Genomic DNA, 24684 nt, shown 5'->3' on the forward strand with positions numbered 1-24684 from the left:
AGAGGCTCAGGCGGGTGAGTGAGACACCAGCGAACATCCTGCAATACCGCTTTGACGGGCCAGAAGACGCTCCTGTCCTGATATTGGGTCCCTCACTGGGTACCACATGGCACATGTGGGACCGGCAGGTCCCGGAGCTGACGCGCCAGTGGCGGGTGCTCCGGTTCGACCTGCCGGGACACGGCGGCGCCCCGGCGCACCCCGCCCCTTCGGTCGGAGAGCTGGCCGACCGGCTGCTCGCCACCGTCGACGAGCTCGGCGTGCAGCGGTTCGGCTACGCGGGCTGCGCACTGGGCGGTGCCATCGGCGCCGACCTCGCGCTGCGCCACCCGGAGCGGCTCGCCTCGCTCGTGCTGATCGCCGCCTCGCCCCGGTTCGGCACGGCCGACGAGTTCCGGCAGCGCGGCGTGATCGTCCGTACGAACGGCCTCGACCCGATCGCCCGCACCTCGCCCGAGCGGTGGTTCACCCCCGGATTCGCCGCCGCCCAGCCCGCGATCACCGAGTGGGCCGTACAGATGGTGCGGACCACCGATCCCGGTTGCTACATCGCGTCCTGTGAGGCGCTCGCGTCCTTCGACATACGCGCCGAACTCGGCCGTATCGGAGTGCCCACGCTCGTCCTCGTCGGCTCGGAGGACCAGGTGACCGGGCCCGCCGAGGCCCGCACGCTGGTCGCCGGGATACCCGACGCCCGGCTCGCCGTCGTCCCCGGCGCCTCGCACCTTGCGCCCGTCGAGCAGCCGGCGGCCGTCACCGATCTGCTGATACGTCACTTCTCCACGGCCTGGCAGACCGCCGTCGACGCGACCACGGGACAGATGGCGATCGTGGCGCCCCCCGTCAAGCCGGTGCTCGCCCCGCCGTCCGCCGGGCCCGTCGCGGAGATCGCGCCGATGGCGGAGCAGCCCGTCGCCGGGGTCCGCCCCGATCCGTACGAAGCAGGTCTGAAGGTCCGCCGGGAGGTGCTCGGCGACGCGCACGTCGACCGGGCCCTGGCGGCGGCCGACGACTTCTCCGGGGACTTCCAGGAACTCATCACCCGGTACGCCTGGGGCGAGATCTGGAACCGGCCCGGGCTCGACCGGCGCACCCGCAGCTGCGTCACCCTCACGGCCCTGGTCGCGGGCGGGCATCTCGAAGAACTCGCCTTCCACACCCGGGCGGCCCTGCGCAACGGGCTCACCCCGGCGGAGATCAAGGAAGTGCTGCTGCAGGCCGCGGTCTACTGCGGTGTCCCGGCGGCCAACAGCGCGTTCAAGGTGGCGCAGGCGGTCATAAGGGAGGAGACGACTCCTCAGGAGTGACGGCCCGAAGAGGCCGAGGACGAGAATTCCCGAGGGTGTGATGCCCGCGGGGTGCATCGCCCGGCAGGGCCCGCGTTGCAGGATGGGACGCATGAAGCTCACAAAGAAGTCGCACGCCTGCATCAGGCTGGAGAAGGACGGTCGGACCCTCGTCGTCGACCCCGGCGCCTTCAGTGAGGAGGACGCCGCGGTCGGCGCCGACGCGATCCTCGTCACGCACGAACACGCGGACCACTTCAACGAGCAGCGGCTGCGGGCCGGTCTCGAGTCCAACCCGGCCGCCGAGATCTGGACGCTGAAGTCCGTCGCGGACAAGATCGCGCCCGCCTTCCCGGGACGCGTGCACACCGTCGGGCACGGCGACACGTTCACGGCCGCCGGGTTCGACGTCCAGGTGCACGGCGAACTGCACGCCGTGATCCACCCGGACATTCCGCGCATCACCAACGTCGGCTACCTCGTCGACGGCTCGCTCTTCCACCCGGGCGACGCCCTCACGGCCCCCGACCACGCGGTCGAGACGCTGATGCTTCCGGTGATGGCCCCCTGGAACAAGATCTCCGAGGTCATCGACTACGTCCGCGAGGTCAAGCCGCAGCGGGCGTACGACATCCATGACGCGCTGCTCACGGATCTGGCGCGGCCGATCTACGACAACCAGATCGGTGCCCTGGGCGGCGCGGAGCACCTCCGCCTGGCGCCGGGCGCCTCTGCCGAGCTCTGACAGCGCACGCCCTGCACAAGCCAGGAGCACGCCCTGCGCAAGCCAGGAGCACGCCCTGCGCAAGCCAGGACGCACCCCCTGCACAAGCCACCCGGAGGGCACCTTATTCTTAGCTGAGCCTTAACTAACTTCGAGAGAGCGAGCGCATGTCCCGAACGACCTCGCGCCGCGTCGGCTGGCTGGTCGTGGGCACCTTGCTGCTGCTCCTCGCTGTGCTGCTCAGCCTTGCGGTCGGGAGCCGTGCCATTGCCCCGGGCGAGGTGGTGGACGCCCTGCTGCATGGCGGTACCGACGACAACGCCCAGGTCGTACGCGCGCTTCGGGTGCCGCGCACGATCGTCGGTGTGCTGGTCGGGGTCGCGCTGGCCGTGGCCGGCACGGTGATGCAGGGCATCACGCGCAACCCGATCGCGGAGCCCGGAATCCTGGGCGTCAGCCAGGGCGCGTCGCTGGGCGTGGTCTGCGCGATCGCCTTCGCGGGCGTGCACACACTGAGCGGCTACGTGTGGTTCGCCTTCGTGGGCGCCGGCATCGCGGCGGTGACCGCCTATGTGATCGCCGGCAGCGGGCGCGGCGGAGCCACCCCGGTGAAGCTCGCGCTGGCCGGTGCCGCGATGAACGCCCTGCTGGCCTCGCTGGTTTCGGCCATCGTCACCACCAACGCCCGCGCGCTGGACGAATTCCGTTTCTGGCAGGTCGGTTCGGTCAGCGGGCGCGATGCCGAAATCGTGGGCCAGGTTCTGCCGTTCCTGATTGCGGGACTTCTCCTCGTAGCTGCGATGGCGCGCGGCCTCGACGCGATGGCGCTGGGGGAGGACGTGGCCAAGAGCCTCGGCCACAATGTCGGATTGCTGCGGGTTCTCGGAGCCCTCGGGGCGACGGTACTCACCGGCGTCGCGGTCGCCGCAGCCGGGCCCATCGCCTTCACGGGCCTGGCCGTCCCCCACATCGCACGGGCACTGGTGGGCACAGGCCACCGCTGGGTGCTGCCCCTGGCCGCGCTGCTCGGACCGGTGATGATCCTGGTCGCGGACGTCATAGGCCGTATCGTCTTCCCGCCGTCGGAGGTGCCGGTGGCCGTCATGACCGCATTGCTGGGCGTGCCGTTCCTGGTCGCTCTGGTACGGCGCAAGGCGGTGGTGGCGGCGTGACGCGGGTCGCGGATCCGGTGCCTACGGTGCGCCCGGCCGGATACGCCGTGCTGCGTGCCGGGCAGGCCAGTTTCCTGCTGCACCGGCGCGCGAGTGTGGTCACGGCTGCGGTCGGCGTGCTGCTGGCGGCGGCAGTGGTGGCGTATCTGTGCGTCGGGCAGTCCTTCGTCTCGCCTGCGGAGGTCGTCCGCGTGCTGCTCGGGCAACCGAGCCCGGACGAACTCGTCGTGGGCACGTTGCGCATGCCCCGTCTGACCGTGGGTCTGCTGGTCGGCGCCGCGTTCGGCGTGGCCGGCGCCCTCGTCCAGACAGTGGCCCGCAACCCGCTCGCCAGTCCCGACGTCATCGGCGTCACCCATGGCGCGGGTGCGGCGACGGTCGCAGCGATGACCTTCGGCGTCACATCCTTCACCGCGCTGCCGTATGTCTCCGTCGGCGGTGGTCTGGCCGCCGCACTGCTGGTCTACGTCTTCGCCTGGCGGCGTGGCCTGCACGCCTCCCGCTTCGTGCTCATCGGGATCGGTTTCTCGATCGCCCTCGGCTCGCTGACCCAGCTGTTCCTGACCAAGGGCGACTACTTGGTAGCCCAGCAGGCCAAGGTGTGGCTCACCGGCTCCCTCAACGGCCGCGGCTACGACCAGGCGGCTCCTGTCGCCGTGATCCTGCTCGTCGCCGTGCCGTTCGTGCTGTGGGCGGCCCGGGCCCAGCGCGACGTGTCGTTCGACGACGACACGGCGACCGCTCTAGGCGTCCGGCTCGGCAGGGTCCGCCTCGGCCTGGTCGGTCTCGGCGTCGTCCTCGCGTCCGTGGCGACCGCCACCGCGGGCCCGGTCGACTTCGTGGCGCTGCTCGCCCCGCAGATCGCCCGCCGGCTCACGCGCACCGCCCAGATCCCGCTGCTGTGCTCGGCGTTGACGGGCGCGCTGATCATGGTCGTGGCGGACCTGCTGGCCCGCGTCGTGTTCTCGCCGACCGAGCTGCCGGTGGGCGTGCTCACCGCGGCCGTGGGCGCGCCGTATCTGATGTGGCTGATCGCCCGCACCTCTAGCCGTTTCGGAGGCACCGCGTGACCGACAACCGTCTTGCGGCCCGGGGGCTCACCCTCGCGTACGAGGACCGCATCGTCGTCGACGGCCTCGACCTGGAGATACCGGACGGGCAGGTCACGGTCATCGTCGGCCCCAACGCCTGCGGCAAGTCCACCGTTCTGCGGGCGCTGGGACGGCTGCTCAAGCCGAGGCGCGGCGCGGTTCTGCTCGACGGCACCGAGTTGTCGCGTATTCCTTCGAAGAAGATCGCCCAGGCCGTCGGACTGCTCCCGCAGACCCCGGTGGCGCCGGAAGGGATCACGGTCGCGGATCTGGTCTCGCGTGGGCGGCAGCCGCACCAGAGGTGGTGGCGGCAGTGGTCGGGTGACGACGAGAAGGCCGTCACCGAGGCCATGGAGCGCACCGGGACCAGCGGCCTGGCCGACCGGCTGGTCGACGAACTGTCCGGCGGCCAGCGCCAGCGGGTCTGGATCGCCATGGCCCTTGCTCAGGACACCGATCTGCTGCTGCTCGACGAGCCGACCACCTACCTCGACATCGCCCACCAGGTGGAGGTGCTGAACGTGGTCCGGCAGCTCAACCGCGAGCGCGGGCGGACGGTCGTCGCCGTCCTGCACGACCTCAACCAGGCCGCACGGTACGCCGACCATCTGGTCGCCATGAAGGCCGGCCGGATCGTCGCGCAGGGCTCTCCCGGCGACGTCGTCACCGCGGATCTCGTGCAGGAGGTCTTCGGGCTCGCGTCGGTCGTCGTACCGGACCCGGTGACGGGCGATCCTCTGGTCGTGCCGGGCGCCCCCTGGCAGCCGGGCGGTGAGGGCGACGAGGCCGGGCCTGCGGGCAGGCAGGGCGACGAGGCCGGGCCCGCGGACGAGTTGACGACTGCACGTCCGTGAATGGCCGAGTTGGCCACCACGCGTCCGTAAATAGATGAGTTAACCGTGCAAGTCCGTGAATAAGCGAGTTGATCGTTCACGCCGTAATGGGGACGAGTTGAGCCCTTTACGTCCGTGACCGGAAGCACATGATCCGCCACTTGCCGTACCTGTACAGGGTCAACATAAGTTAGCCTCACCTAAGGATCTCTTAGGTGATTCACAGCAACACAGGAGCCTTGTATGTCTCTTCGGCGCCGCGGCACCGCTGCCGTCGCCCTCGTCGTCGCCGCCACGCTGTCCCTCGCGGCATGCGGCGGTTCGTCCGACTCCGGTGAGGGGTCGGCCAAGGCCACGGCGGGAGCCGGCGACAAGAAGGCCGTCGCCCAGGGCGGCGAGGACTTCGGCGAGGCCGCCAAGAAGACCGCTGAGATGGGCACCGACGCCAAGCCCGGCGAGTGGCCGCGCACCGTCAACCACGCCATGGGCGAGACCGAGATCAAGTCCCAGCCCAAGCGCGTCGTCGTCCTGGACGTCGGCGAGCTCGACAACGTCGTGTCGCTGGGCATCAAGCCGGTCGGCCTCGCGCCCACCGAGGGCTCCCCGGAGCTGCCCTCGTACCTGAAGAAGGACGCCGGCAGCCCCACGAACGTCGGCACCATCAACAACCTCAACCTCGAGGCCATCGCCGCGCTCAAGCCCGACCTCATCCTCGGCAGCCAGCTGCGCGCCGCGGACAAGTACGACGAGCTGAAGCAGATCGCGCCGACGATCTTCTCCCTCCGCCCCGGCTTCACGTGGAAGGAGAACTACCTTCTCAACGCGGCGGCGCTCGACAAGACCGCCGAGGCCAAGTCGCAGCTCGCCGCCTACGACAAGAAGGTGGCGGCGCTCAGCGACAAGCTCGGTGCGGACAAGCCGACCGTCTCGATGGTCCGCTACCTGCCCGACGGCGTGATCCGCCTCTACGCCAACGCCTCGTTCATCGGCACCATCCTCAAGGACGCCGGCATCCCGCGCCCGAAGAACCAGGACATCGAGGACCTCGCCGCCGAGGTGAGCGCCGAGAACATCGACCAGGCCGACGCCGACTACATCTTCACCGGCGTCTACGGCGACCCGAAGGCCACCGACAAGTCCAAGGCCCAGGGCAACCCGCTGTGGAAGAACCTGAAGGCCGTCAAGGCCGGCCACGCCTACGACGTGCCGGACGAGACGTGGTACCTCGGCCTCGGCGTCACGGCCGCGAACGAGGTCGTCGCGGACCTGGAGAGCTACCTCACCAAGTAAGCGAGCACGCGACGTATCCTCCGCCGCCGGCGTCGGGCAGGCTGCTCACCAGCCAGCCGGTGACGGCGGCGGTCGGCGTGTCGGCGGGGGCGGTTTCCGCAGCGTGTGCGACCCGACCGAGCGGCCGCTCACCCACGCGGCCGGACGTTTGTCGTACCCGACCGGTAGTTTGTAGGGCATGCGCATCGCCACCTGGAACGTGAACTCGATCACCGCCCGCCTCCCGAGGCTGCTGGCCTGGCTGGAGAGCAGCGGTACGGACGTGCTGTGCCTCCAGGAGGCCAAGACGACCGCCGAGGGATTCCCGGTCGAGCAGCTCCGCGAGCTCGGCTATGAGTCGGCGGTGCACGCCACGGGCCGGTGGAACGGCGTGGCGGTGATCTCCCGGGTCGGCATCGAGGACGTGGTCAGGGGCCTGCCGGGCGATCCCGGGTACGACGGCGCCGAGGAGCCCCGCGCCATCTCCGCGACGTGCGGCCCGGCCCGCGTCTGGTCGGTGTACGTGCCGAACGGCCGCGAGGTCGAGCACGCCCACTATGCGTACAAGCTGCAGTGGATCGAAGCGCTCAAGGCGGCGGTCGCGGGCGACGCGGCAGGCAGCCGCCCCTTCGCCGTCCTCGGCGACTACAACATCGCGCCGACCGACGACGACGTGTGGGACCCCGAGTTCTTCGAGGGCTCCACGCATGTCACTCCCGCCGAGCGGGCGGCACTTGCGTCACTGCGGGAGGCGGGGCTTTCGGATGTGGTGCCGCGGCCGCTGAAGTATGAGCAGCCGTTTACGTACTGGGATTACCGGCAGTTGTGTTTCCCCAAGAACCGGGGCATGCGGATTGACCTCGTCTATGGGAACGAGGCGTTCGCCAAGGCTGTGTCGGATGCGTACGTCGACCGCGAGGAGCGGAAGGGGAAGGGGGCGTCGGATCACGCGCCGGTCGTGGTGGACCTGGAGATTTAGCCCCCACCCCGCCCCTTCCCGTAACCAGGGGGCAGGCCCCCGGACCCTGCTGGGGGCTTCGCCCCCAGACCCCCCTATCGCCCTTCGGGCTCGTCCTCAATCGCCGGACGGGCTCATTTTGAGCCCGTCCGGCGATTGAGGACCGGGGTCTGGGGCGGAGCCCCAGTTTCGGGAAGGGGCGGGATTGGGGGAAAGGCCCCGCGCAGCGGCCCCCTACGGCCCGAGCACCCGCAAATCCACCGACTCCGCAATCGCCGCCAACCCGGCATCCCCCGGATGCAGATGATCCCCGCTGTCATACGCGGCCAGTATCCGCGCCGGCTCCGCGGGATCCCGCAAGACCGCATCAAAGTCCAGCACCGCGTCAAAATCTCCACCGCTGTCCCGGATGTAGGCATTGACGGCAACCCGCTCCGCATCAGCGGAAGCGGTGCACAACGCCTCCCCCTGACAGGGCGCGATCGTCGCGCCCACCACCCGCAGCCCATGCGCCCGCGCCCGCTCGGCGATCTCCCGCAGCCCGGCGATCACCTGGTCCGCCGAAGCCCCCCACCGGACATCGTTGACGCCCTGGAAGACCACCACCGTCCGCACCGACGTCTGCGCGAGGACATCGCGGTCGAGCCGGTGCAGGGCGCTGACGCCGCCCGTGTCGGTGGAGACCCCGTCACCGGGGTAGCGGTCGGTGACCACACGGTTCGCCGAGATGCCATGGTTGAGCACCCCGTACCGAGGGACCGCGCTCTGGTTCAGCAGCCGCCTGGCCAGCTCATTGGGCCACCGGCGGTTCGCGTCCTGCGTCGACCTCACGCCGTCGGTGATCGAGTCTCCGAGCAGCACCACGGACCCCGGCCCACCGCCCACGTCGACACCGGTCAGCAGCGGCCAAGTGGTGATCGTCGAGGTGTACGCGGCGGGGGAGCCGTCCGCCGCGTGGTCGCCCGGCTCGCTCACGTACGACCGCTGGATGGCCTGGCTGTGCAGGGGCGCCGCCGTCACGGTGCCGGGCAGATGGAAGCTCACCAGCAGGTTGGTGTCGGCGGGCACGTCGAAGTCCAGCGGGTCGCTGAAAGCCTGTGCCCCCGCCGGGATTTCGGTCCCGGCCGCGCCCCGGAACGACAGCGCCACGGGTTCGCCATGCGCCTCCGCCCCCGCGCTCTGCACGGCCACCGTCGCACTGCCGATGCGTACGGGCGTGGCCGCGAAGGTGTTCTCGAGCCGGATCCGCACCCGCGGACCGCCCGTGCTGGTGTGCACCACGAGCCGTACCGTCCGGTCCGTCCAGGGCCCCACAGCCGCGTATCCGGCGGTCGACGCCGACCAACTGCCCGTCCACCCCTCGGTCGTCGCCCGCACGGACAGGGCGAAGACGTGCAGGTCCGGCCCATTGTCCCTGGGCAGCTCGACCGAGGCGACGGCGCGGCCTCGAGCGAGCGGCACTGTCACCACGTAGAGCCGTGCCTTCTCGGCGGGTCGGCCGCCGGGTGTGTTGATGTGCGGCAGCGCCACGGCCTTCGTGGCCAGGGGGCCCGTGCGCCAGTCCGGTGCGGTGAGCCGGTACGTGCTGGACGAGCCGTCCTGATACCGGACCGTTCCGGTGCCCTGCGCCTCGCCACCCGTCGCGGCGACCAGGAAGACAAGGGCGTCGCCGCGCCCGCGCACCCGTACGGACTGGCCGTCCGCGCGCACGTTGTCCGGCTCGCCCGGGGCCGTGCGCGGCCAGGTCAGCCGGGCGCCGTTCACGGCCAGGGAACGCCCGGGGGTCCATCCGGCGGCCGTCAGGTCCTGTGCCGACAGGGAGCCGCCCGAGCCGTCGAGGTCCGCGTCGCCGGGGCGCGCGTCGTCGCTGACCGCTCTGTTGTCGAAGAGCCGCTCCAGGGGGAGCGGCTCGGCTCTCCCGGCGGGCGCGGCCTCTGAAGGTGCCGCCTGTGTGGCGGCCTCGGCGGATGCCGCCGGCGCCACCGTGACCACCGGCGCCACCGTACCGAGAAGAGCGAGTAACGCGGCCGGACCCCACATGCGTCGGCGCAAGACCGACTCCTCCCGCTCGGGGACAAGGTGACAGATGCGCCATGAAGCTAAAGATGCGACAGGGACGCGTCAATGAGTCACACCAGAACACCATCCGAACTGCGGCCGAACACCGCCCGAACGGGTACGTCCGCGCGCCTGTGGTGCACAGGCGGGGGTCAATGCCAGTCTGGGTGGTATGAACATCCCTTTCCTGGACATGTGGCGCAAGCGGCAGTCGGCGGTGTCGGAGCGGAGCGACGTGCTCGCGGCCGCGTTCAAGGCCGACCCGGAGGGCGTCGGGGCCCTCCTGTCCGAGTGCGAGCTGCTGCGCTCCCAGGCGGGGGACACGGGCCTGGAACTCGACGACTCCGCCACCTCGTTGGAGGCCCTCGACCAGCTGCTGCCGCGCTGGCGCGACGACCCGGAGATGCTGCCGTGGCTCGGCAACGACGCGGGCCTGTACCTCGGCACGGTGATCGTGCGCACCGTGCCGGGCGCGACCTGGCACGTCTGGCCCGGCGGCCACCCCGTGGTGCGGCTCGCGTCGGGCCGGGAGATCCACGTCGTCGAGTCCGGGCTCGACTGGGCGGTGAACGGCGCGCCCCAGCTCTCGCAGGTGTACGCGGAGGCGTCCGAGGCCTGATCGGGGCTGCGAAGAGGCCTGACCGGGGCCGCGAAGAGTCCTCACGGGAGACCGCCGAAAGGCGAGACGGAACGCCGACCCTGACACCCACTAGGGCGAGTTGCCCGACAAAATACGGTTTATTCAAGTAAGCGCGTGTCCTGTGTTAAATCCCATATTGCGGTGGATAGTTTGCGCGAACCGAGACCGCTGAGAGTGGGTAGAGCTGGGCATGGCCGTTGATCCATTGGCCGTCGATCCGTTGATCGAACTACGTGATGTGAACAAGTACTACGGGGCGCTGCATGTCCTGCGGGACATCAACCTCATCGTCGGCAAGGGAGAGGTGGTGGTGGTCATCGGCCCCTCGGGGTCGGGCAAGTCGACCCTGTGCCGGACGATCAACCGGCTCGAGACCATCCAGTCCGGCAGCATCTACCTGGACGGGCAGCCGCTCCCGGAGGAGGGCAAGGCCCTCGCGAAGCTCCGCGCCGAGGTGGGCATGGTCTTCCAGTCCTTCAACCTCTTCGCGCACAAGACCGTCCTGCAGAACATCTCGCTCGCGCAGACCAAGGTGCGGGGGCGCAGGAAGGACGAGGCCGACCAGCGCTCCCGTGAACTCCTGGAGCGCGTCGGCCTCGCCGCGCACGCCGAGAAGTACCCCGCGCAGCTCTCCGGCGGCCAGCAGCAGCGCGTGGCCATCGCCCGCGCCCTCGCCATGGACCCCAAGGCGCTGCTCTTCGACGAGCCGACCTCGGCCCTCGACCCCGAGATGATCAACGAGGTCCTGGAAGTCATGCAGCAGCTCGCCCGGGACGGCATGACCATGGTCGTCGTCACCCACGAGATGGGCTTCGCGCGCAACGCCGCCAACCGCGTCGTGTTCATGGCGGACGGCCGCATCATCGAGGACCGCACCCCTCACGACTTCTTCACCAACCCGGAGAGCGCCCGCGCCCAGGACTTCCTCTCCAAGATCCTCAAGCACTGAGGCCGGGGGAACGGAACCATGACGCGTACGACACGTGTGTGCCGCGCCCTCGCCGTGCTGCTGATCGCCGCCTTCACCGCTCTCGCCGCCGGCGCCTGCGGCAAGGAGGGCAGCCCGCCGGTGAAGGGACCCGCGCAGGACAAACTCCCCACGTTCGAGGTGAACAAGGACTTCGAGCTGCCCGACTCGCCCACCTGGCGGCGGGCCAAGCAGCGCGGCTACTTCATCGTCGGCGCCAAGGAGGACCAGCCGTACCTCGGCGAGAAGGACCCGGCGAGCGGCCTCTACACCGGCTTCGACATCGAGATCGCCAAGATGGTCTCGGCCTACCTCGGCCTCGACCCGAACAGGATCCAGTTCAAGACGATCGCCTCCGCGAACCGCGAAACGGCCCTGCAGAACGGCCAGATCGACTACTACGTCGGCACCTACACCATCAACGACAACCGCAAGAAGCTCGTCGGCTTCGCCGGCCCCTACTACATGGCAGGCCAGAGCCTGCTGGTGCGCGCCGACGAGAACGACATCAAAGGGCCCGAGGACCTCGACGGCAAACGCGTCTGCTCCGCCGCCGGCTCGACCCCGTACCAGCGGATCCAGGAGAAGTTCCCGAAGGCGATCCTGGTCGCGTACGACACGTACTCGGTCTGCGTCGACAACCTCCTCACCTACCAGGTGGACGCCGTCACCACCGACGACGCGATCCTCATCGGCTACGCGGCCAAGCTGCCGGACGAGCTCAAGGTCGTCGGCGAGCCGTTCTCCGAGGAGCCGTACGGCATCGGCGTGCCGCGCGATGACAACGCGCTGCGGATGGCGATCAACGACGCGCTGGAGGCCGGTGTGAAGAACGGCGACTGGAAGAGGGCGTACGACGCGACGCTCGGCCTGTCCGGCGTCCCGGCACCCACGCCGCCGCCCATCGACCGCTACTGAGGGAGGTCTCTGTGAACGTACTGATCGACAACTTCTCCGTCTACGGCGAGGGCTTCCTCGGCACCGTCGAACTGACCGTCTACGCCTCGATCCTCGCCCTCGTCCTCGGCTTCGTCATGGCGTCGTTCCGCGTGGCGCCCGTCGGGTCCCTCCGTACCTTCGGCACGGTATGGGTGACGGTGCTGCGCAACACCCCGCTCACCCTGCTCTTCTTCGCCGTACTGCTCGGCCTGCCGCGGTTCGGACTCGTCCTGCCCTTCCAGCTCTTCGCGGTCCTCGCCCTCGGCTGCTACACCTCCGCCTTCATCTGCGAGGCGCTGCGCTCCGGCATCAACACCGTGCCCCGAGGGCAGGGTGAGGCGGCCCGCAGCCTCGGTATGACGTTCCGTCAGACGCTGTCCACCGTCGTGCTCCCGCAGGCGTTCCGCACGGTGATTCCGCCCATCGGCTCCACGCTCATCGCGCTCGCCAAGAACTCCGCGATCGCGGGCGCGTTCAGCGTCACCGAGCTCCTCGGCACCTACAAGGTCCTCAGCGAACGCGGCTACAACATCATCTGGACCTTCGTCTGGATCGCCGTCGGCTACCTGATCATCACCCTCACCATCAGCGCGATCTTCAACGTGCTGGAGAAGCGCTATGGAGTCGCACGATGAGCCCCATGGCCCGTGGAACCACCGCCACCGACACCGCCCTGTACGACATCCCCGGCCCCCGGACCCGCCAGCGGCACCTCGCCTACGGCGCCCTCGCGACGCTCGTGATCATCGGGCTCATCGCGTGGATGATGTACCTGCTCTTCGACACCGGCCAGTTCACCTATGGCAAGTGGATGCCCTTCCAGTACGAGGGCATCCAGGAACTGCTTCTGCGGGGCCTCGGCAACACGCTCAAGGCGTTCGCGATCGCCGCGGTGCTCTCGCTGGCGCTCGGCGGCCTCCTGGCGGTCGGCAGACTGTCGGACCATGCGCCGGTGCGCTGGGTGTCCACGCTGATCGTCGAGTTCTTCCGCGCCATGCCCGTACTGGTGATGATCTTCTTCATCTTCGTGGCGCTCAAAGTGCAGCCGCTGCCCGCACTCGTCGCCGGACTGACGCTCTACAACGGCTCGGTGCTGGCCGAGGTCTTCCGCTCCGGCGTCAACTCCGTGGAACGCGGCCAGCGCGAGGCGGCGTACGCGCTCGGCATGCGGAAGACGCAGGTCATGTCGTACGTCCTCGTGCCCCAGGCCGTGCGTGCCATGCTGCCCGCCATCATCAGCCAGCTGGTGGTGGCCCTCAAGGACACATCGCTCGGCTTCCTCATCACGTACGAGGAATTCCTCCACGCCGGAAAACTGATCGCGTCGAACCTCGACTACGATCTGCCGTTCATCCCCGTGGTGCTGGTGATCTCGCCGATCTACATCGGGATGTGCATGCTGCTCTCCTGGTTCGCCAACTGGGTGGCGAAGTTCGAGCGGCGCAGCCTCAAGACCGAGGCGGTGGAGGTCGCGCCGGCGGAGACAGGGACGCTGCTGCCTGGGGCGGGTCCCCCCACGGCCCCCAAGTCATAGGGGGAGCCACAGGGGGAGTGCAAGCCCGCACGGCCGTGCCTGCCCGGCGGCAGCCGAAGATCACTGCTCGCGCAGCGGTACCGACACATACGACGGGTCGGCCGCGGGCGAGGAGAAGGTCAGCTGCGCGCCGGTCGGGTTGTGCTCGATGTAGAGCGGGTCGACCGTGTCGACCACCAGGGCGAGCCGGTGCCCCGCCGGGACGTCGTAGGCCGTGGAGAACAGCTCCAGGTCGACGGCGAACGGCTTGCCCGGTGTCCGCCCGTGGAAGGTGTACGGCGCGTTGCTGACCAGCTTGCCGAGGCCGAGCGGCCCCACGTCGTAGAGATACGCGACGAGGGTGCCGCTCTCCTTGGTGCTGGTGATCGTGGAGTGCAGCGTCGTCGTGCCGCGGATCTGCTGCGCCGTGCCGTACTTCTCGGACTGCCACACGGCGGCGTAGCGGCGCGGCAGCAGCGGCACGGACGCGACCGGCGGGAGTTGCACGAACTGGTCGAGGGCGTTGGAGAGCATCAGGATGCCGCCGTTGGCGCCCGAGTCGACGTTGGCGTGGATCGTGGTGGAGCCGGCCAGGTCGATCTTCTTGCGCGTCGGGCCGACCGACTTCCAGTCCGGATAGCCCTCGTAGCCGCCGGTGGAGCGGGACTTGATCTGTACGGGCTGCTCGCGGTCGATGCCGTTGTCCGCGCCCTTGAGGTAGTGGTCGAACCAGCGGGTGGTGTCGGTCCACACGTCGTTGGGCAGGCCGAGCAGGCCTGTCGCCTCGGCCGTGGCGTGGTCGCCGGGCCGGAGCTCGAGGCGCTTGGGGCCGGTCAGCTTCTCGTAGAACGAGGCGTACTGGTTGGGCGGGAAGATGGTGTCGCCCCAGGCGTTGGCGAGCATCACGGCGGCGCCGTTGTCGTTGATCCGGTCGACGTAGGTGGCCGGGGAGCGCTTCTTGCCCCAGGCGATGATCTCCTGCTCCTTGGCCAGGTTGGAGCCGAAGAAGTCCGCCATGATCTGCTGGAGTTCGGGGCTCGGGCGGCCTGTGAGATACGCCGTGCCGCCGAGCATCGCGGCGGCCTGGAGGTGCTGGGTGCGCCCGCTGTAGATCGAGTCGATCAGATCGCCCCAGCCGCTGAGCGCCGCGACCGCCTTGATGCGCTTGTCGTGCGCGGCGGCGAGCAGGCTGATGCCCGCCCCGTACGAGACGCCCGCCATGCCGACCTTCGCCGGGTCCGCGGGGGTGTTCGCCAGCACCCAGTCGATCACCTGGGAGGCGTCGGCGATGTCGGGCGGGCCCGCGACCTCGACGTAGCCGCCGGACTGCCAGAAGCCGCGGGAGTTGTAAGTGACCACGACATAGCCCGAGTCGGCGAGCTTCTGGGCCTGCGCGAGATATTCGACCTGCGGCGTGGCCCAGCTGGTGGGCAGCACGATGACCGGGAATCTGCTGGTGCCGTCGGCGGCTGCCGCGGGCGTGACGACGTTGGCCTTGAGGACGGTGCCGCCGTCGCCGGTGATGTCGACGAAGCGGATGCCTGCCGTGGAAGTGGTGCCGGCCGCCGCGGCTTGGACCGGCGGAGCGGCCTGTGCGGCGGGGGCGAGGCCGAACGCGGCGCCGGCGACCAGAGTCGCGGAGACGGCGCCGACGCCCGTCGTGCGGAGGGCCTTGCGCGGGTGTCCCATCAGTCACTCTCCTGACTCGTGCCAGCGAAAAGTGACCTGACGGTAACCGCGACGGCTTACCGGAGGTAACCCGTCGGTAAGTTACGTGGGAGTAACGATTGCTGTGAGGGGGTGGTGCGCAACCACCGTGCTCATGAAGCGCGATGAGAGGTGCGGGGCGCGGACGTCACCGGTGCAGGGGCCTGCGCGACCCGTGTGACGTCGGAGACCAGTTCCACCACGTCCGGGCCGTACGCCTGCGAGTTGACGACCTTGAGCAGCAGCACGAACGAGCCGCCGCCGTGCTTGCGCGCCAGCCGCTCGTGGTTGCGGGCCAGATAGCGGGTGGCGGCCTGGTCGGTTATCGCCCGCTGCCCGCAGAAGAGGAACACGGGTCTCGCCGCCCGGCCCTGGCCCGCGGTGAGCCGGGCGAGGATCACGTACTCGGCCTTGCCGTGCTCCGCGCGGTAGCGCTCGCTGCCTATCTGGAAGGCGCCGCGGTCCGGCATCGGGATCGGTGTTCACACCGATACCCGGCAGCAAAGAATGAAGGGGTGAGGCCATTCGGCGACTTGATTTCATGACAGCCGCCTGACCAGCGGAAGGCTGCGAGGGCACTTCGCTGCGCCCCCCGAGCCGAAGATCGACATCACGTGGCCGGACGAAGAGCCCGATCCAGCGCTTACCGGCGCATCCTGGAATTTCCCTTACTGCCCGTGCTGACCGCCCGGCGTCATAAGATCTGCGCCACATGGGTGACCCCAGGAGCACGGCGAATGCTCCTGGGGTCTGCCAGTCGCGAAGGGACTGACATGACCAAGACTCTCACGCCTGCCGTCGAGGTAGCACGAGGGGCCGTGGAGAGCAGACAGCTCCGCGCGGTGGACTACCTCCGGGTATCCACAGGGGAACAGCTCAAGGGCTACGGCATCGCCTACACAGGCATGAGGACCAAGAAGCACATCGAGAAGAAAGGGTGGCTCTACGTCCGCACGTACGCGGACGAGGGGTATAGCGGCAGCCTAGAGGCCCACCAGCGCCCCGACGTCAAGAAACTGATGGAGGCCGCACGCCAGACGCCCAGACCCTTCGATGTCGTGGTGGTCGCCGAAGAACGAGCCATCGGCCGCGCAGGCCGGGCCTTCTGGCCCTGGGTCTGGGAGCTGGAAGACCTCGGCGTGTTCGTCGCCATTGTCAAGGGCGACTACGACAACACCACTGCCGACGGCCGCTCACGCATGCGCAAGGCCGCGGACCGCGCCGAGGACGAACGCGAGACCATCCGCGAACGAACACAGGGCGGCATCCAGGAGAAGGCCGCGGACGGCCTGTACCCCGGAGGGATGGTCCCCTTCGGGTACCGCGTCGCCGAACAGGGAAAGAAGGGCGTCTCGTACTATGCCGTGGACGAGACGGAGGCGGCCACCCTGCGCCGAGCGCGGCAACTCTTCCTCGCCAAGCGCAGCTGGACCGCGGTGGCGCTGACCCTCAACAGCGAGGAGCGCTACAGCCGCTCCGGCAAGCCATGGACCCGCAAGAACATCCGCTGTCGCATGCTCGGGGAGGCCGTCCTTGAGCGCCGCATCGTCTGGCGAGGCAAGTCCGTGTATAGGGATCAGGATGGCGACCCGGTCTACGGCGAGATCGTTGTCATCAACCTCCCGGAGATCTTCACGGACAAGGAGACCGAGGAGTTGAAGGCTGCGGCCCAGGAACGGCCGCGACCTGTCCAGTCGGACCCGCGGGTCTACCTTCTGACCGGCCTGATGACGAGCCCGTGCGGCAGGACGTACGAGGGCCACCAGCACCGCGCCACTGAGGTCATCTACCGGTGCAAGGGACGCCAGGAGTCGTACGCCGGCGCGGGCGATCAGTGCTCCTGCCCCTACCTGGAGGCCACCGCCATCGAGCGTCAGGTATGGGGCGACGCGGTCAATTTGCTGAGCGACGCCGAACGAATGAAGGCGATGGCACAGGACTGGATCGGCGCCACGGTCGAGCAGCGTGTGGACCACACTAAGCGAATCGCTGAACTGGACCAGCAGATCGCCGAACAGAGCGACGTTATCGACACCACTATGGCCGTGGCGGCCCGCCAGGCAGCCAAGCGGGGTCTGCGAGGCGGTGAAGCCGAGGGAGCCGTGGAGAGGGCGGTCAGGCCCCTGAACGAAGAACTGGAGGGTCTGGAGAAGTTACGGCGGGACGCCGTGGCCTGGCAGCAGGAGGACGCCGAAGTGGTTCGCCGGCTCGAAGCTTTGGAGCGCCTGGCCGCAGCCGCACGCAAGAACCTCCAGAACATCGAGCCGCACGAGAAAGCCGAGTTGCTGGACATGATGGGCCTGCAGGCCGAAGTCGTCCGTTGCGCCCCCCGGCGCAAGGGCGTCGCCTGCGGCGTGCGCAACTGGTTCCTCAAGGCAGGCCGAGGCGTGCCGGTTCTCGACGACGAGGGCTGGGAGAGGATCAGGCATCTGATGGGGGGGCTCCAGGTCCACTTTGGACCGCCGGACGATGGTCGAGGCCATGCTGACCAAGGCCGTTACCGGCACCCGCTGGGAAGACTCTCCGGCGTTGGGCAATCCTCGTTCGCTGCAGACGCAGGCGTATCGATGGGTGGCGTCGGGGGTCTGGGGTCAGGCGATGGACCTGCTGACGGACGTGGAGTCGAGGCCGGTCTGGATGCCGGATCCCGTAGAGATCAGGGTCAGCCTGCGGCCGTTGGCTGTTGAGTCCAGGCCGGGCGACGAGGAACGCGACGGTTTGACGACGGCTGGCCAGGTTCGGTTGTCGCGCCGACCACTGCGAATGGCCACCAGTCAGCCGTGAAGTCGAGCCTGCGCCTCGTTGCCAGTGAGCTCAGCATCACGATCGCCCCGGCAATGAGGGATCGGAACGCGACCGCCCGCGAACCGGAGTGGGCCGGCCTCCTCACGTCCGCCGACCGGCGCGGCCTGACCCCGCTGTTCTGGTCCCACGTCCGCCCGTACGGGGAGGTCAACCTCGACATGGACACCCGCCTTGACCTTGCTGCGGTCAAACTTCCGGGCCCCCGAGTGCCGACGGACGCCGCCGGCCAGCAGTCATCTGAGCGTGCGTGAAGCGTGGGTGAGGTCAGAAGGAGCGATGGGAGGGAGAAGAAAACCAGATGGTCCATCTCCCTCCCGTAAACGTCATGTCGCTGCGTTCGCACTGCCTTGTGAGGCGTCTTCCTTGGAATGCGGCTTCACGACGCCCCGCCCACGCGTATGGTCCATCTCGCGCCATTCCGGCCGCAGTCCAGCCAGATTCGTGGTGAGGAAGTACGCGGCGCCGCAGGCGAGCAGCACCGGCACGAGTCCGACGGCGGTCACCGCCGCCCCGGCGAGCAGCCCGCCGAGAGGGATACCGGCCCAGGCCAGCGAGTCACCGAGCGCGTTGACCCGGCCCAGCATCCGGCGCGGCACCCGCTCGACGAGGACGGCCCCCAGCACTGGGTTGACGAAGCCGGCACCGAACCCGCTGACCGCGAAGACGGCCAGTACCACCCCCAACGGGGCGTCGAAGGCGAGGATCAGGAACCTCGGTGCCCCGAGCAGCAGGAACCCGGTGAGAACCACCACCCGCCGCCGCAGCCGGTGCGCGACCACCGCGGCGATCAGGCTCCCGCCGACCGCCGCGGCCCCCATGACGCTGCCCGTCAGGCCGATCGCGGTCGGCCCGTTGCCGGATTCTCTGGCCCAGACGGGTACGAGTACCGAGTTGAACGCTGCGTCCAGCAGGTTGGTGATGCCGACCATGACGATGACGGTGAGCAGCAGCGGCTCGCCGCGCAGGAAGGTGAAGCCCTCGCCGAACCGCCGCCAGTAGCCCGGTCCCGTCTCCCCGGTCTGCGAGGGGACTTCCTCGGCCGCGTGCCCCATGCCGCGAGGCAGTGCGAGTTTGATGATCACCGATCCGAGGGCGAAGCAGCCCGCGTTGACGGCGAGTCCGGTCAGGGGACCGAGCACCGCCACTAGGGATCCGCCGGCTGCCAGGCCGATGGTGGAGGCGAGCCGCTCGGTCACACCGGCCAGACCGGTGGCCCGCTCCAGTGGCACCCAGCCGCGCTCGGCCGCTTCCGGCACCATCACCTCCTTGGCCAGGTCGCCAGGTCCCCGGGCCGCGCCGATCAGCGCGACCAGAACCAGCAGAAGGGGAAAGGAAAGCAGGTCCAGGGCGTGGAGCAGGGGAACCGCGGCAGCGGCGATCGCGCTGGCCAGATCGGTGGTCCAGGAAACGGCCCGCGGGCCGATCCGGTCCACCAGCGGTCCGGTGAACGCCTTGACCACCACGTAGGGCGCCATCTCGCAAAAGGCGACCAGTCCGGTCTGGGTGGCGCTGCCGGTTGTGACGAGGACGAACCAGGGCAGTGCCACAACGGAGATCCGCGTGCCGGTCAGCGACACGGCCATGGCCGCCAGCACCCCACCTAGCGGGCGTAAGGACCTCTTGCCGGGTATGCCGCCAGGCTCCGAGGCGTCGTCGGTCATGACGTCGGGCTTCCTTCCTCTTCCTGAGGACCGGAAGGGAGCGACGACGCGGCAGGCGCATCCAGTTCGGGCAGGATCTGCGTGATCACAGCGACCCGTTCGGCTCCCTCGGGGGCACTCGCTGCCGTCTCCGGCGCGTCTCGCCGGTAGCGCGCGATGACTTCCGTCAACTCCCGGTACAGGGCGGCGGCTTCCTCGGGCGTGAGCCGCAAGGCCCAGTCGCTCATGTCGAAGGTGTACCGCCATGCGCGGGGCATCGTCTGAAGCCCGTTCAAGGTCTGCTGCGTGCGCAGGGTGTAGATGGCGGCGACGGACTGCTGGTAGGCCAGTGCGGCCTCGGGCTCCCGCTCGGCCAGCTCCGGATCGTTGAACCAAGTCGTCCGGTGCACCGAACGCCACCAACGCTCTCGCGCGTTGCCGCGTTCGGTGTCTTCCTCGACGAAACCGGCCGCGCCGAGCTGCCGGAGGTGGTAGCTGGCCGTACCGGAATTCACACCCAGCCGCTCCGCGAGGCGGGTGGCCGTCGACGGGCCGTACTTCCGCAGCAGCCCGACCAATTGCACGCGCACCGGATGCGCCAGGGCACGCAGCCCCTTGGCATCCAGGACAACCGAGTCCTCTTCAACGTTCGGGCCATCCGGCCTCTCCACTGCATCAGCCATGCGACACACGGTAGTCCGCAAAGGGTTCTTCGCAAAGAAGCCTTCGCGAAGAACCCTTTGCGGTTCAGGTAGCTTGCGGGGTGCCGCTGCTCATTTATCGACCGATTGATGAGCAAGATCGATAAGTGGCGGCGTGCGGCCGGATCGGCACCGGATCATGCCCATAAAACGGTGTCAGAAAGTCGATGTGCTCAAGAACTTGAGGAGCACCCTTTTCTGTACGATCTCGCGGGTGCAGCCACCCCAGGACGACGACACCGCCGATCTCCTCGCCCCCGTTCCAGCCGTACGGACCGGTGGCCTTGTGGGATACGCACGCGTGTCCGCCAAGGGACAGTTGCTCGACCGGCAGGTCCACGCGCTCACCGAAGCAGGGTGGATCCAGGACCTCATCGCGATCGTCTCCGGTCTGCGCAAGCGCGGCATCGGCTTCACCTCGCTACACGAGGCGCTCGACACGACCACGCCCCGGCGGGCGCCTGGCCTTCCACGTGTTCGCGGCCCTGGCGGAGTTCATCCGCGAACTCATCGTGCAGGGCACTAATGAGGGCCTGGACGCCGCCCGTGCCCGCGGCGCCCGACTCGGTCGCCCGCCGGCCATGACCGACGAGCAGGTACGTCACGCCCGCGACCTGCTCGCCCGCCCGGAGAACACCGTCACCTCGATTGCGAAGCTCCTCGGCGTCTCCAGGAACACGATCTACAACTACGTGCCCGAGCTGAAGGGCGGTCGCCTCGCGCTTGCCGAGACGACCAACACGGCAGAACCGCCCCGGCCGTCCAGGTAAGGGGGCTGATCACCGCCGTTTGCGGCTGGTGACACGGTTCTTACCGGCACGTCAGCCGTGAGTTCAGCGTGACTGAGGTGCTTTCACCGGGAACCCACGGCGTCTTCGGCAGTCAGGCATGAAAGTGCGGTGGGTTCGTTGCCCCACGATGGCCCGGGGACGGATCAGAAGCCGCCTGGCGGGGCGGACCCGTGGGAGGGTGGCCGCATGGCCAACGAGGTGAGGTTCGACCCCAACCTGTACCGGGGCACCGCGAGCTACTACGACCGCTTCCGTCTTCCCTACCCTGACGCGATGCTCGCCGACCTGGCCCGCCGCACGGCCCCCTCCGGGCGTGGACGCCTTCTGGACCTGGCCTGCGGCACCGGTCAGCTCGCCTTCCCGCTGCGCGACCGGTTCGCGGACGTATGGGCCGTGGACGCCGAACCCGACATGACGGAGGCGGTCCGCGCCAAGGCGGCCGCCATCGCGGACGCGGCCCGCCTCCGGGCCATCACCGCCGACGCCGAGGAGCTGGACGCGGACCCGGGAAGCTTCGAACTGATCGTCATCGGCAACGCCTTCCACCGCCTGCGCCGCGACGTCGTCGCCAGGCGCGCCCTCGCTTGGCTCCAGCCCGGCGGCTGCCTGGCTCTGTGCTGGTCGACGAGCCCGTGGGCCGGCTCCCTGGACTGGCAGCAGGCATTCGACAGGCTGCTGCGCAGGTGGCAGGAGACCCTCGACGCATCCAGCCGCGTTCCGCCCGGCGTGGAGAGCCAACGGCAGGAGGACGCGGACCAGGACGTGCTCTTTCGCGCCGGCTTCGAGCCCGCCGAACGGCACCGGTTCGCGGTCGAGCACCGCTGGACGACCGACGAACTCGCCGGCCACGTCCGCTCGACGTCATTCCTGCCTCCGTCTGTGCTTGCGGACCGCGCCGCTGAGTTCGACGCCGACCTCAGCGCCGAGCTCAGCCCCTACATGATCGACGGCAGCCTGACCGAAACAGTGAGCTTCGCCTACGACCTGGCCCGCAAGCCGACGCCGGACACCCCCTGAACGCTCGCCGCACGGACCGGCCTCCGGGGCGCAGCTCGCGAACAGTGCGCTGACGTGCATCCCCGGGGTTCGGAAACGGCACTGAATCGGCGGGATACTCATTCGCTCTCGGCGGTCTGCTCGATCTGGTCGTCGAGCAGGTTCTGGGCGATGGCAGCATAGCGGCTCGCGGTCGTGTGGGACAGGTTGAAGAGCAGGGCGAGGTGCAGCGGGTCGGCGCCGACGGTCAGCGCCTCGTGCAGGACCCGGTCGCCGCGGATGTGTTCGAGGTAGACGCCCTGGTGCAGCAGGTGCCGCTTGAGGTATTCGGCACTGACAGGTCCGTTTCCCAGGGCGGTCTTCGCGTTGATCAATACGTGCCGGTTGTGAGTCTTCGGCCAGGTGATGCGACGCTGGGCGAGCCAGGCCAGCAGGGTCTGGTGAGGCAGTTCGCCAAGCCGTTGGGCGTGTCCGGCGATGGTGATCCGGCGATTGGGCAGGTCGAGATCGTCCAAGGTGAGGCGTCGGATGGCCGTAGCGCGGGCGGCCTGGACGGCGGCCAGGGCGACGATCATCCGTTGCGCCGGGGTGACGGCGACCCGCTGGACGGCGAGGACCTCGGCGTCGGTCATCGGCAGCAGGCTGCGCTGGATGTCTTCGGTCTTCAGGCGGGTGGTGGGGTCGGCGAAGATCAGGCCACGCTTCTTGGCGAAGCGAAACAGTGAACGCAGCGCGGCGATGGCGTTGCGCCGCTGCCATCCACGCAGGGGTGACAGCGCGGCCGTGACGTCGGCGATGGTGATCTCGCGCAGGTGCCCACGGGTCGCCGCCCAGTTCTCCAGCAGGGGGCGGACGCAGCCGAAGTAGACGTAGAGGCAGGTGTGGGACCGGGGCTTGGCACGGCTGTCGCCGTCGAGCAGGACCAGCAGCCAGGCACGGCCGTCGCTGGCGAACCCGGCGGGCAGTTCGGCGGTGCGGTCGTCGATCCAGGAGCGGATCGCCAAGGCGCTGTCATCTTCCAGAAGTTCCAGGTCGGTGAGGACCTCGGCGACCCGACGGCTGGAAGCGTGTCGCGGTATTCGCGCACGGACTTCGGTGAGCTTCACGGGCTTGCCGGGCGGGCGGTCCTCCAGCACCGCCGTCAGGCCGTCCATCGAGCACCGCACGAGTGACGGCGACCATCCGTTGGTCTCGCCGAGCTGCTTGGCGTGGGCCGCGGCCGACCGCAGCGCGGGGTTGTCCGAGGTCAAGGCGGGGTGCTGCCAGCGTGGTGGGGGTGGGATGCCGGCCTTTCGCCGGTAGTAGGAGCCCAGGGCCCGGCATGTGTGGTCGCAGTAGGCCCGGTCTCGCCGAGACCCTTCGGGCAGCGGCTTGCCGCAGTGCACGCAGGTCATCGCGGTGGCAGAGACCTGCCGGTGCGAGGACGCGGGGCGACGGTGCGCGGCTGGCCCACCGCGGTCGCCTGCGAGTCGGTCGCCGGCATCGGCTCCGGCACCTTCTCCGTCTCGGGCAGGAGCAGTTCCTCGACGCCGCAGCCGAGCACGGCGCAGATGACGTCCAGCTCGTCGAGCTTGACGGTGTTCGGCTGGCCGGACCACAGGCCCGACATCTTCCCCGCGCTGATCACCACGCCGCGTTCGGCGAGCATTCGCTGGAGTTCGCTGGCCTTCCAGATGCCGCGGTTGGCGGCCGCCAGGCGAAGGTTCCACTTCACTGGGCCAGCCCTTTCCATCGGTCGGTGGCGCGCTGTTGTCCGGCGACCCAGGCGTCTTCGACATGGGTGCCGTGGACGTGAATATACCGGGCCGTGGTTCCGGTCCAGGTATGTCCGAGTAGCTCCTGGATGGCGAACAAGGTCATGCCGGCGAGATAGAGCTGGGAGGCACAAAAATGCCGCAGCACATGCGGGGTGAGCTTCCCGGCCCAGGTGGGCAGGTGCTGAGCCGCGGCATCGGCCAGCGACCGGCGAAAGACATCGGCGGTCGCCGCGAGCAGGAGCCGTCCCGGTTCTTGCACTCGGAGGGGAACAGCGGGGCGCCTGGCCTGGTGTGGTCGGCATCGAAGTGGCCCCACACGTCCTCGATGAACCAGCGCAGGTTGCGGTCGGCGCCGTTGAGCAGCGGCACCAACCGCGGCTTCGGTCCACCCGTCGAGATCCCTTGCCGTGCCGGACGTTGAGCTTGCCGAACTGGCCCAGCTCCCACCGGACGTCGTCCAGATCGAGCATCCGTGCCTCGTTGATCCGCAGCCCACGTCGGCCGCCACCCGGGCGACTGCGTAGTTGCGGGCGGCCGGGCCGAACTTGCGGCAGGTCACCAGCTCCTCGCGCCATCCGGCGAACAGCGCCTCGATCTCCGCCTCGCTGGGCGGGATCCGCAGTTGCGGTTCCACCGAGGCCCGCGGCCTGTTCATCTCATCCAGCGGGCACCCGACCACACGTCCGGTGAGGTTGTGCAGCTCGACCTTGTGCCGCAGCTCAAGGAACTGGAAGAACACCGCCAGCGCGCCCGCCCGGTCCGAGTCGAAGGCTTGGCATCGCGGAGCACCTTGCCGAAATAGACATCGGCGTCCGCCGGCTCCATCTCCCACAGCGG

General features: G+C 69.1%; 24 protein-coding genes and 1 pseudogene. 17 read left to right on the forward strand and 8 right to left on the reverse strand.

Going from position 1 to position 24684, the window contains the following annotated elements; genetic code table 11:
• Nucleotides 1-14 precede the first annotated feature (14 nt).
• The 7 genes from pcaDC (at nucleotide 15) to ACSMXV_RS33645 (ending at nucleotide 7354) form a co-directional block, all read left to right on the forward strand.
• On the forward strand, nucleotides 15-1307 hold the full coding sequence (gene pcaDC, locus ACSMXV_RS33615; RefSeq protein ID WP_473174889.1) for a bifunctional 3-oxoadipate enol-lactonase/4-carboxymuconolactone decarboxylase PcaDC: 1293 nt from the start codon (nucleotides 15-17) through the stop codon (nucleotides 1305-1307).
• Between the two features lie 91 nt (nucleotides 1308-1398).
• Nucleotides 1399-2031 (forward strand): MBL fold metallo-hydrolase, encoded by a 633-nt coding sequence (locus ACSMXV_RS33620; RefSeq protein WP_473174890.1) that lies wholly within the window; start codon nucleotides 1399-1401, stop codon nucleotides 2029-2031.
• A 146-nt stretch (nucleotides 2032-2177) separates the two neighbouring features.
• A complete protein-coding gene (locus ACSMXV_RS33625; RefSeq protein ID WP_473174891.1) occupies nucleotides 2178-3182 on the forward strand; it encodes a FecCD family ABC transporter permease in 1005 nt (334 codons plus the stop codon).
• Nucleotides 3179-4252, forward strand: a complete 1074-nt coding sequence (locus tag ACSMXV_RS33630) for a FecCD family ABC transporter permease (RefSeq protein WP_473174892.1) — start codon at nucleotides 3179-3181, stop codon at nucleotides 4250-4252. The genes ACSMXV_RS33625 and ACSMXV_RS33630 overlap by 4 nt, the downstream gene beginning before the upstream one ends.
• Nucleotides 4249-5127: an ABC transporter ATP-binding protein gene (locus ACSMXV_RS33635; protein ID WP_473174893.1), complete on the forward strand. Its 879-nt coding sequence runs from the start codon at nucleotides 4249-4251 to the stop codon at nucleotides 5125-5127. Before ACSMXV_RS33630 ends, ACSMXV_RS33635 begins: the two co-directional genes overlap by 4 nt.
• Before the next feature lie 222 nt (nucleotides 5128-5349).
• Nucleotides 5350-6396 carry an ABC transporter substrate-binding protein gene (locus tag ACSMXV_RS33640; RefSeq protein ID WP_473174894.1) on the forward strand — a complete coding sequence of 349 codons (1047 nt, stop codon included), beginning with the start codon at nucleotides 5350-5352 and terminating at the stop codon, nucleotides 6394-6396.
• A gap of 178 nt (nucleotides 6397-6574) precedes the next feature.
• A complete protein-coding gene (locus ACSMXV_RS33645; RefSeq protein ID WP_473174895.1) occupies nucleotides 6575-7354 on the forward strand; it encodes an exodeoxyribonuclease III in 780 nt (259 codons plus the stop codon).
• 213 nt (nucleotides 7355-7567) lie between these two features.
• On the opposite strand, the gene ACSMXV_RS33650 is transcribed toward ACSMXV_RS33645, so the two are convergent.
• Nucleotides 7568-9373: an SGNH/GDSL hydrolase family protein gene (locus ACSMXV_RS33650; protein ID WP_473179145.1), complete on the reverse strand. Its 1806-nt coding sequence runs from the start codon at nucleotides 9371-9373 to the stop codon at nucleotides 7568-7570.
• Between the two features lie 190 nt (nucleotides 9374-9563).
• Between ACSMXV_RS33650 and ACSMXV_RS33655 the strand changes: the two genes are divergently transcribed.
• From ACSMXV_RS33655 to ACSMXV_RS33675, 5 genes are all read left to right on the forward strand, one after another.
• Entirely contained in the window at nucleotides 9564-10010 is a 447-nt protein-coding gene (locus ACSMXV_RS33655; RefSeq protein ID WP_473174896.1) for a DUF6278 family protein, read from the forward strand.
• A gap of 226 nt (nucleotides 10011-10236) precedes the next feature.
• Nucleotides 10237-10980 (forward strand): amino acid ABC transporter ATP-binding protein, encoded by a 744-nt coding sequence (locus tag ACSMXV_RS33660; RefSeq protein WP_473179146.1) that lies wholly within the window; start codon nucleotides 10237-10239, stop codon nucleotides 10978-10980.
• Nucleotides 10981-10998: 18 nt separating this feature from the next.
• The gene (locus tag ACSMXV_RS33665; RefSeq protein ID WP_473174897.1) at nucleotides 10999-11916 is read left to right on the forward strand and encodes a glutamate ABC transporter substrate-binding protein; all 918 of its coding nucleotides are present in this window, start codon (nucleotides 10999-11001) and stop codon (nucleotides 11914-11916) included.
• Nucleotides 11917-11927: 11 nt separating this feature from the next.
• The gene (locus ACSMXV_RS33670; RefSeq protein ID WP_473174898.1) at nucleotides 11928-12572 is read left to right on the forward strand and encodes an amino acid ABC transporter permease; all 645 of its coding nucleotides are present in this window, start codon (nucleotides 11928-11930) and stop codon (nucleotides 12570-12572) included.
• A gap of 5 nt (nucleotides 12573-12577) precedes the next feature.
• The gene (locus ACSMXV_RS33675) at nucleotides 12578-13471 is read left to right on the forward strand and encodes an amino acid ABC transporter permease (protein ID WP_473174899.1); all 894 of its coding nucleotides are present in this window, start codon (nucleotides 12578-12580) and stop codon (nucleotides 13469-13471) included.
• 60 nt (nucleotides 13472-13531) lie between these two features.
• Here ACSMXV_RS33675 and ACSMXV_RS33680 read toward each other — a convergent pair whose 3' ends face one another.
• Nucleotides 13532-15139, reverse strand: a complete 1608-nt coding sequence (locus ACSMXV_RS33680; RefSeq protein WP_473174900.1) for an alpha/beta fold hydrolase — start codon at nucleotides 15137-15139, stop codon at nucleotides 13532-13534.
• Nucleotides 15140-15270: 131 nt separating this feature from the next.
• Nucleotides 15271-15694, reverse strand: a pseudogene (locus ACSMXV_RS33685) (hypothetical protein); the annotation flags it as partial.
• 281 nt (nucleotides 15695-15975) lie between these two features.
• On the opposite strand from ACSMXV_RS33685, the gene ACSMXV_RS33690 reads away from it, so the two are divergent.
• Nucleotides 15976-17844, forward strand: coding sequence for a recombinase family protein (locus tag ACSMXV_RS33690; protein ID WP_473174901.1), 1869 nt, complete (start codon nucleotides 15976-15978; stop codon nucleotides 17842-17844).
• 150 nt (nucleotides 17845-17994) lie between these two features.
• A complete protein-coding gene (locus ACSMXV_RS33695; RefSeq protein ID WP_473174902.1) occupies nucleotides 17995-18213 on the forward strand; it encodes a transposase in 219 nt (72 codons plus the stop codon).
• Between the two features lie 72 nt (nucleotides 18214-18285).
• Here ACSMXV_RS33695 and ACSMXV_RS33700 read toward each other — a convergent pair whose 3' ends face one another.
• Together ACSMXV_RS33700 and ACSMXV_RS33705 are read right to left on the reverse strand one after the other, a co-directional pair.
• On the reverse strand, nucleotides 18286-19623 hold the full coding sequence (locus ACSMXV_RS33700) for an MFS transporter (protein WP_473174903.1): 1338 nt from the start codon (nucleotides 19621-19623) through the stop codon (nucleotides 18286-18288).
• Nucleotides 19620-20285 carry an ArsR/SmtB family transcription factor gene (locus tag ACSMXV_RS33705; RefSeq protein WP_473174904.1) on the reverse strand — a complete coding sequence of 222 codons (666 nt, stop codon included), beginning with the start codon at nucleotides 20283-20285 and terminating at the stop codon, nucleotides 19620-19622. Before ACSMXV_RS33705 ends, ACSMXV_RS33700 begins: the two co-directional genes overlap by 4 nt.
• Nucleotides 20286-20517: 232 nt before the next feature.
• On the opposite strand from ACSMXV_RS33705, the gene ACSMXV_RS33710 reads away from it, so the two are divergent.
• The 3 genes from ACSMXV_RS33710 to ACSMXV_RS33720 all read left to right on the forward strand — a co-directional run bounded on the left by ACSMXV_RS33710 (nucleotide 20518) and on the right by ACSMXV_RS33720 (nucleotide 22111).
• A complete protein-coding gene (locus tag ACSMXV_RS33710) occupies nucleotides 20518-20829 on the forward strand; it encodes a recombinase family protein (RefSeq protein WP_473179245.1) in 312 nt (103 codons plus the stop codon).
• Nucleotides 20777-21073 carry a helix-turn-helix domain-containing protein gene (locus ACSMXV_RS33715; protein ID WP_473174905.1) on the forward strand — a complete coding sequence of 99 codons (297 nt, stop codon included), beginning with the start codon at nucleotides 20777-20779 and terminating at the stop codon, nucleotides 21071-21073. Before ACSMXV_RS33710 ends, ACSMXV_RS33715 begins: the two co-directional genes overlap by 53 nt.
• Before the next feature lie 207 nt (nucleotides 21074-21280).
• Complete coding sequence (locus ACSMXV_RS33720) at nucleotides 21281-22111, forward strand: class I SAM-dependent methyltransferase (RefSeq protein WP_473174906.1); 831 nt, start codon at nucleotides 21281-21283, stop codon at nucleotides 22109-22111.
• Between the two features lie 98 nt (nucleotides 22112-22209).
• On the opposite strand, the gene ACSMXV_RS33725 is transcribed toward ACSMXV_RS33720, so the two are convergent.
• The 3 genes from ACSMXV_RS33725 to ACSMXV_RS33735 form a co-directional block, all read right to left on the reverse strand.
• Complete coding sequence (locus ACSMXV_RS33725) at nucleotides 22210-23340, reverse strand: hypothetical protein (protein WP_473174907.1); 1131 nt, start codon at nucleotides 23338-23340, stop codon at nucleotides 22210-22212.
• A 140-nt stretch (nucleotides 23341-23480) separates the two neighbouring features.
• Nucleotides 23481-23804: a helix-turn-helix domain-containing protein gene (locus tag ACSMXV_RS33730; protein ID WP_473174908.1), complete on the reverse strand. Its 324-nt coding sequence runs from the start codon at nucleotides 23802-23804 to the stop codon at nucleotides 23481-23483.
• Nucleotides 23801-24586 (reverse strand): tyrosine-type recombinase/integrase, encoded by a 786-nt coding sequence (locus tag ACSMXV_RS33735; RefSeq protein ID WP_473174909.1) that lies wholly within the window; start codon nucleotides 24584-24586, stop codon nucleotides 23801-23803. The genes ACSMXV_RS33730 and ACSMXV_RS33735 overlap by 4 nt, the downstream gene beginning before the upstream one ends.
• Nucleotides 24587-24684 lie beyond the last annotated feature (98 nt).

It is taken from the genome of Streptomyces sp. DSM 42067 (assembly GCF_055792885.1).

What these genes read in the sequence shown, in the direction of transcription:
- ACSMXV_RS33620 (WP_473174890.1), top strand. Translation starts at nt 1,399, where the DNA reads ATGAAGCTCACAAAGAAGTCGCACGCCTGCATCAGGCTGGAGAAGGAC.
- ACSMXV_RS33625 (WP_473174891.1), top strand. Translation starts at nt 2,178, where the DNA reads ATGTCCCGAACGACCTCGCGCCGCGTCGGCTGGCTGGTCGTGGGCACC.
- ACSMXV_RS33640 (WP_473174894.1), top strand. Translation starts at nt 5,350, where the DNA reads ATGTCTCTTCGGCGCCGCGGCACCGCTGCCGTCGCCCTCGTCGTCGCC.
- ACSMXV_RS33645 (WP_473174895.1), top strand. Translation starts at nt 6,575, where the DNA reads ATGCGCATCGCCACCTGGAACGTGAACTCGATCACCGCCCGCCTCCCG.
- ACSMXV_RS33650 (WP_473179145.1), bottom strand. Translation starts at nt 9,373, where the DNA reads ATGTGGGGTCCGGCCGCGTTACTCGCTCTTCTCGGTACGGTGGCGCCG.
- ACSMXV_RS33655 (WP_473174896.1), top strand. Translation starts at nt 9,564, where the DNA reads ATGAACATCCCTTTCCTGGACATGTGGCGCAAGCGGCAGTCGGCGGTG.
- ACSMXV_RS33665 (WP_473174897.1), top strand. Translation starts at nt 10,999, where the DNA reads ATGACGCGTACGACACGTGTGTGCCGCGCCCTCGCCGTGCTGCTGATC.
- ACSMXV_RS33675 (WP_473174899.1), top strand. Translation starts at nt 12,578, where the DNA reads ATGGCCCGTGGAACCACCGCCACCGACACCGCCCTGTACGACATCCCC.
- ACSMXV_RS33680 (WP_473174900.1), bottom strand. Translation starts at nt 15,139, where the DNA reads ATGGGACACCCGCGCAAGGCCCTCCGCACGACGGGCGTCGGCGCCGTC.
- ACSMXV_RS33695 (WP_473174902.1), top strand. Translation starts at nt 17,995, where the DNA reads ATGAGGGATCGGAACGCGACCGCCCGCGAACCGGAGTGGGCCGGCCTC.
- ACSMXV_RS33700 (WP_473174903.1), bottom strand. Translation starts at nt 19,623, where the DNA reads ATGACCGACGACGCCTCGGAGCCTGGCGGCATACCCGGCAAGAGGTCC.
- ACSMXV_RS33705 (WP_473174904.1), bottom strand. Translation starts at nt 20,285, where the DNA reads ATGGCTGATGCAGTGGAGAGGCCGGATGGCCCGAACGTTGAAGAGGAC.
- ACSMXV_RS33720 (WP_473174906.1), top strand. Translation starts at nt 21,281, where the DNA reads ATGGCCAACGAGGTGAGGTTCGACCCCAACCTGTACCGGGGCACCGCG.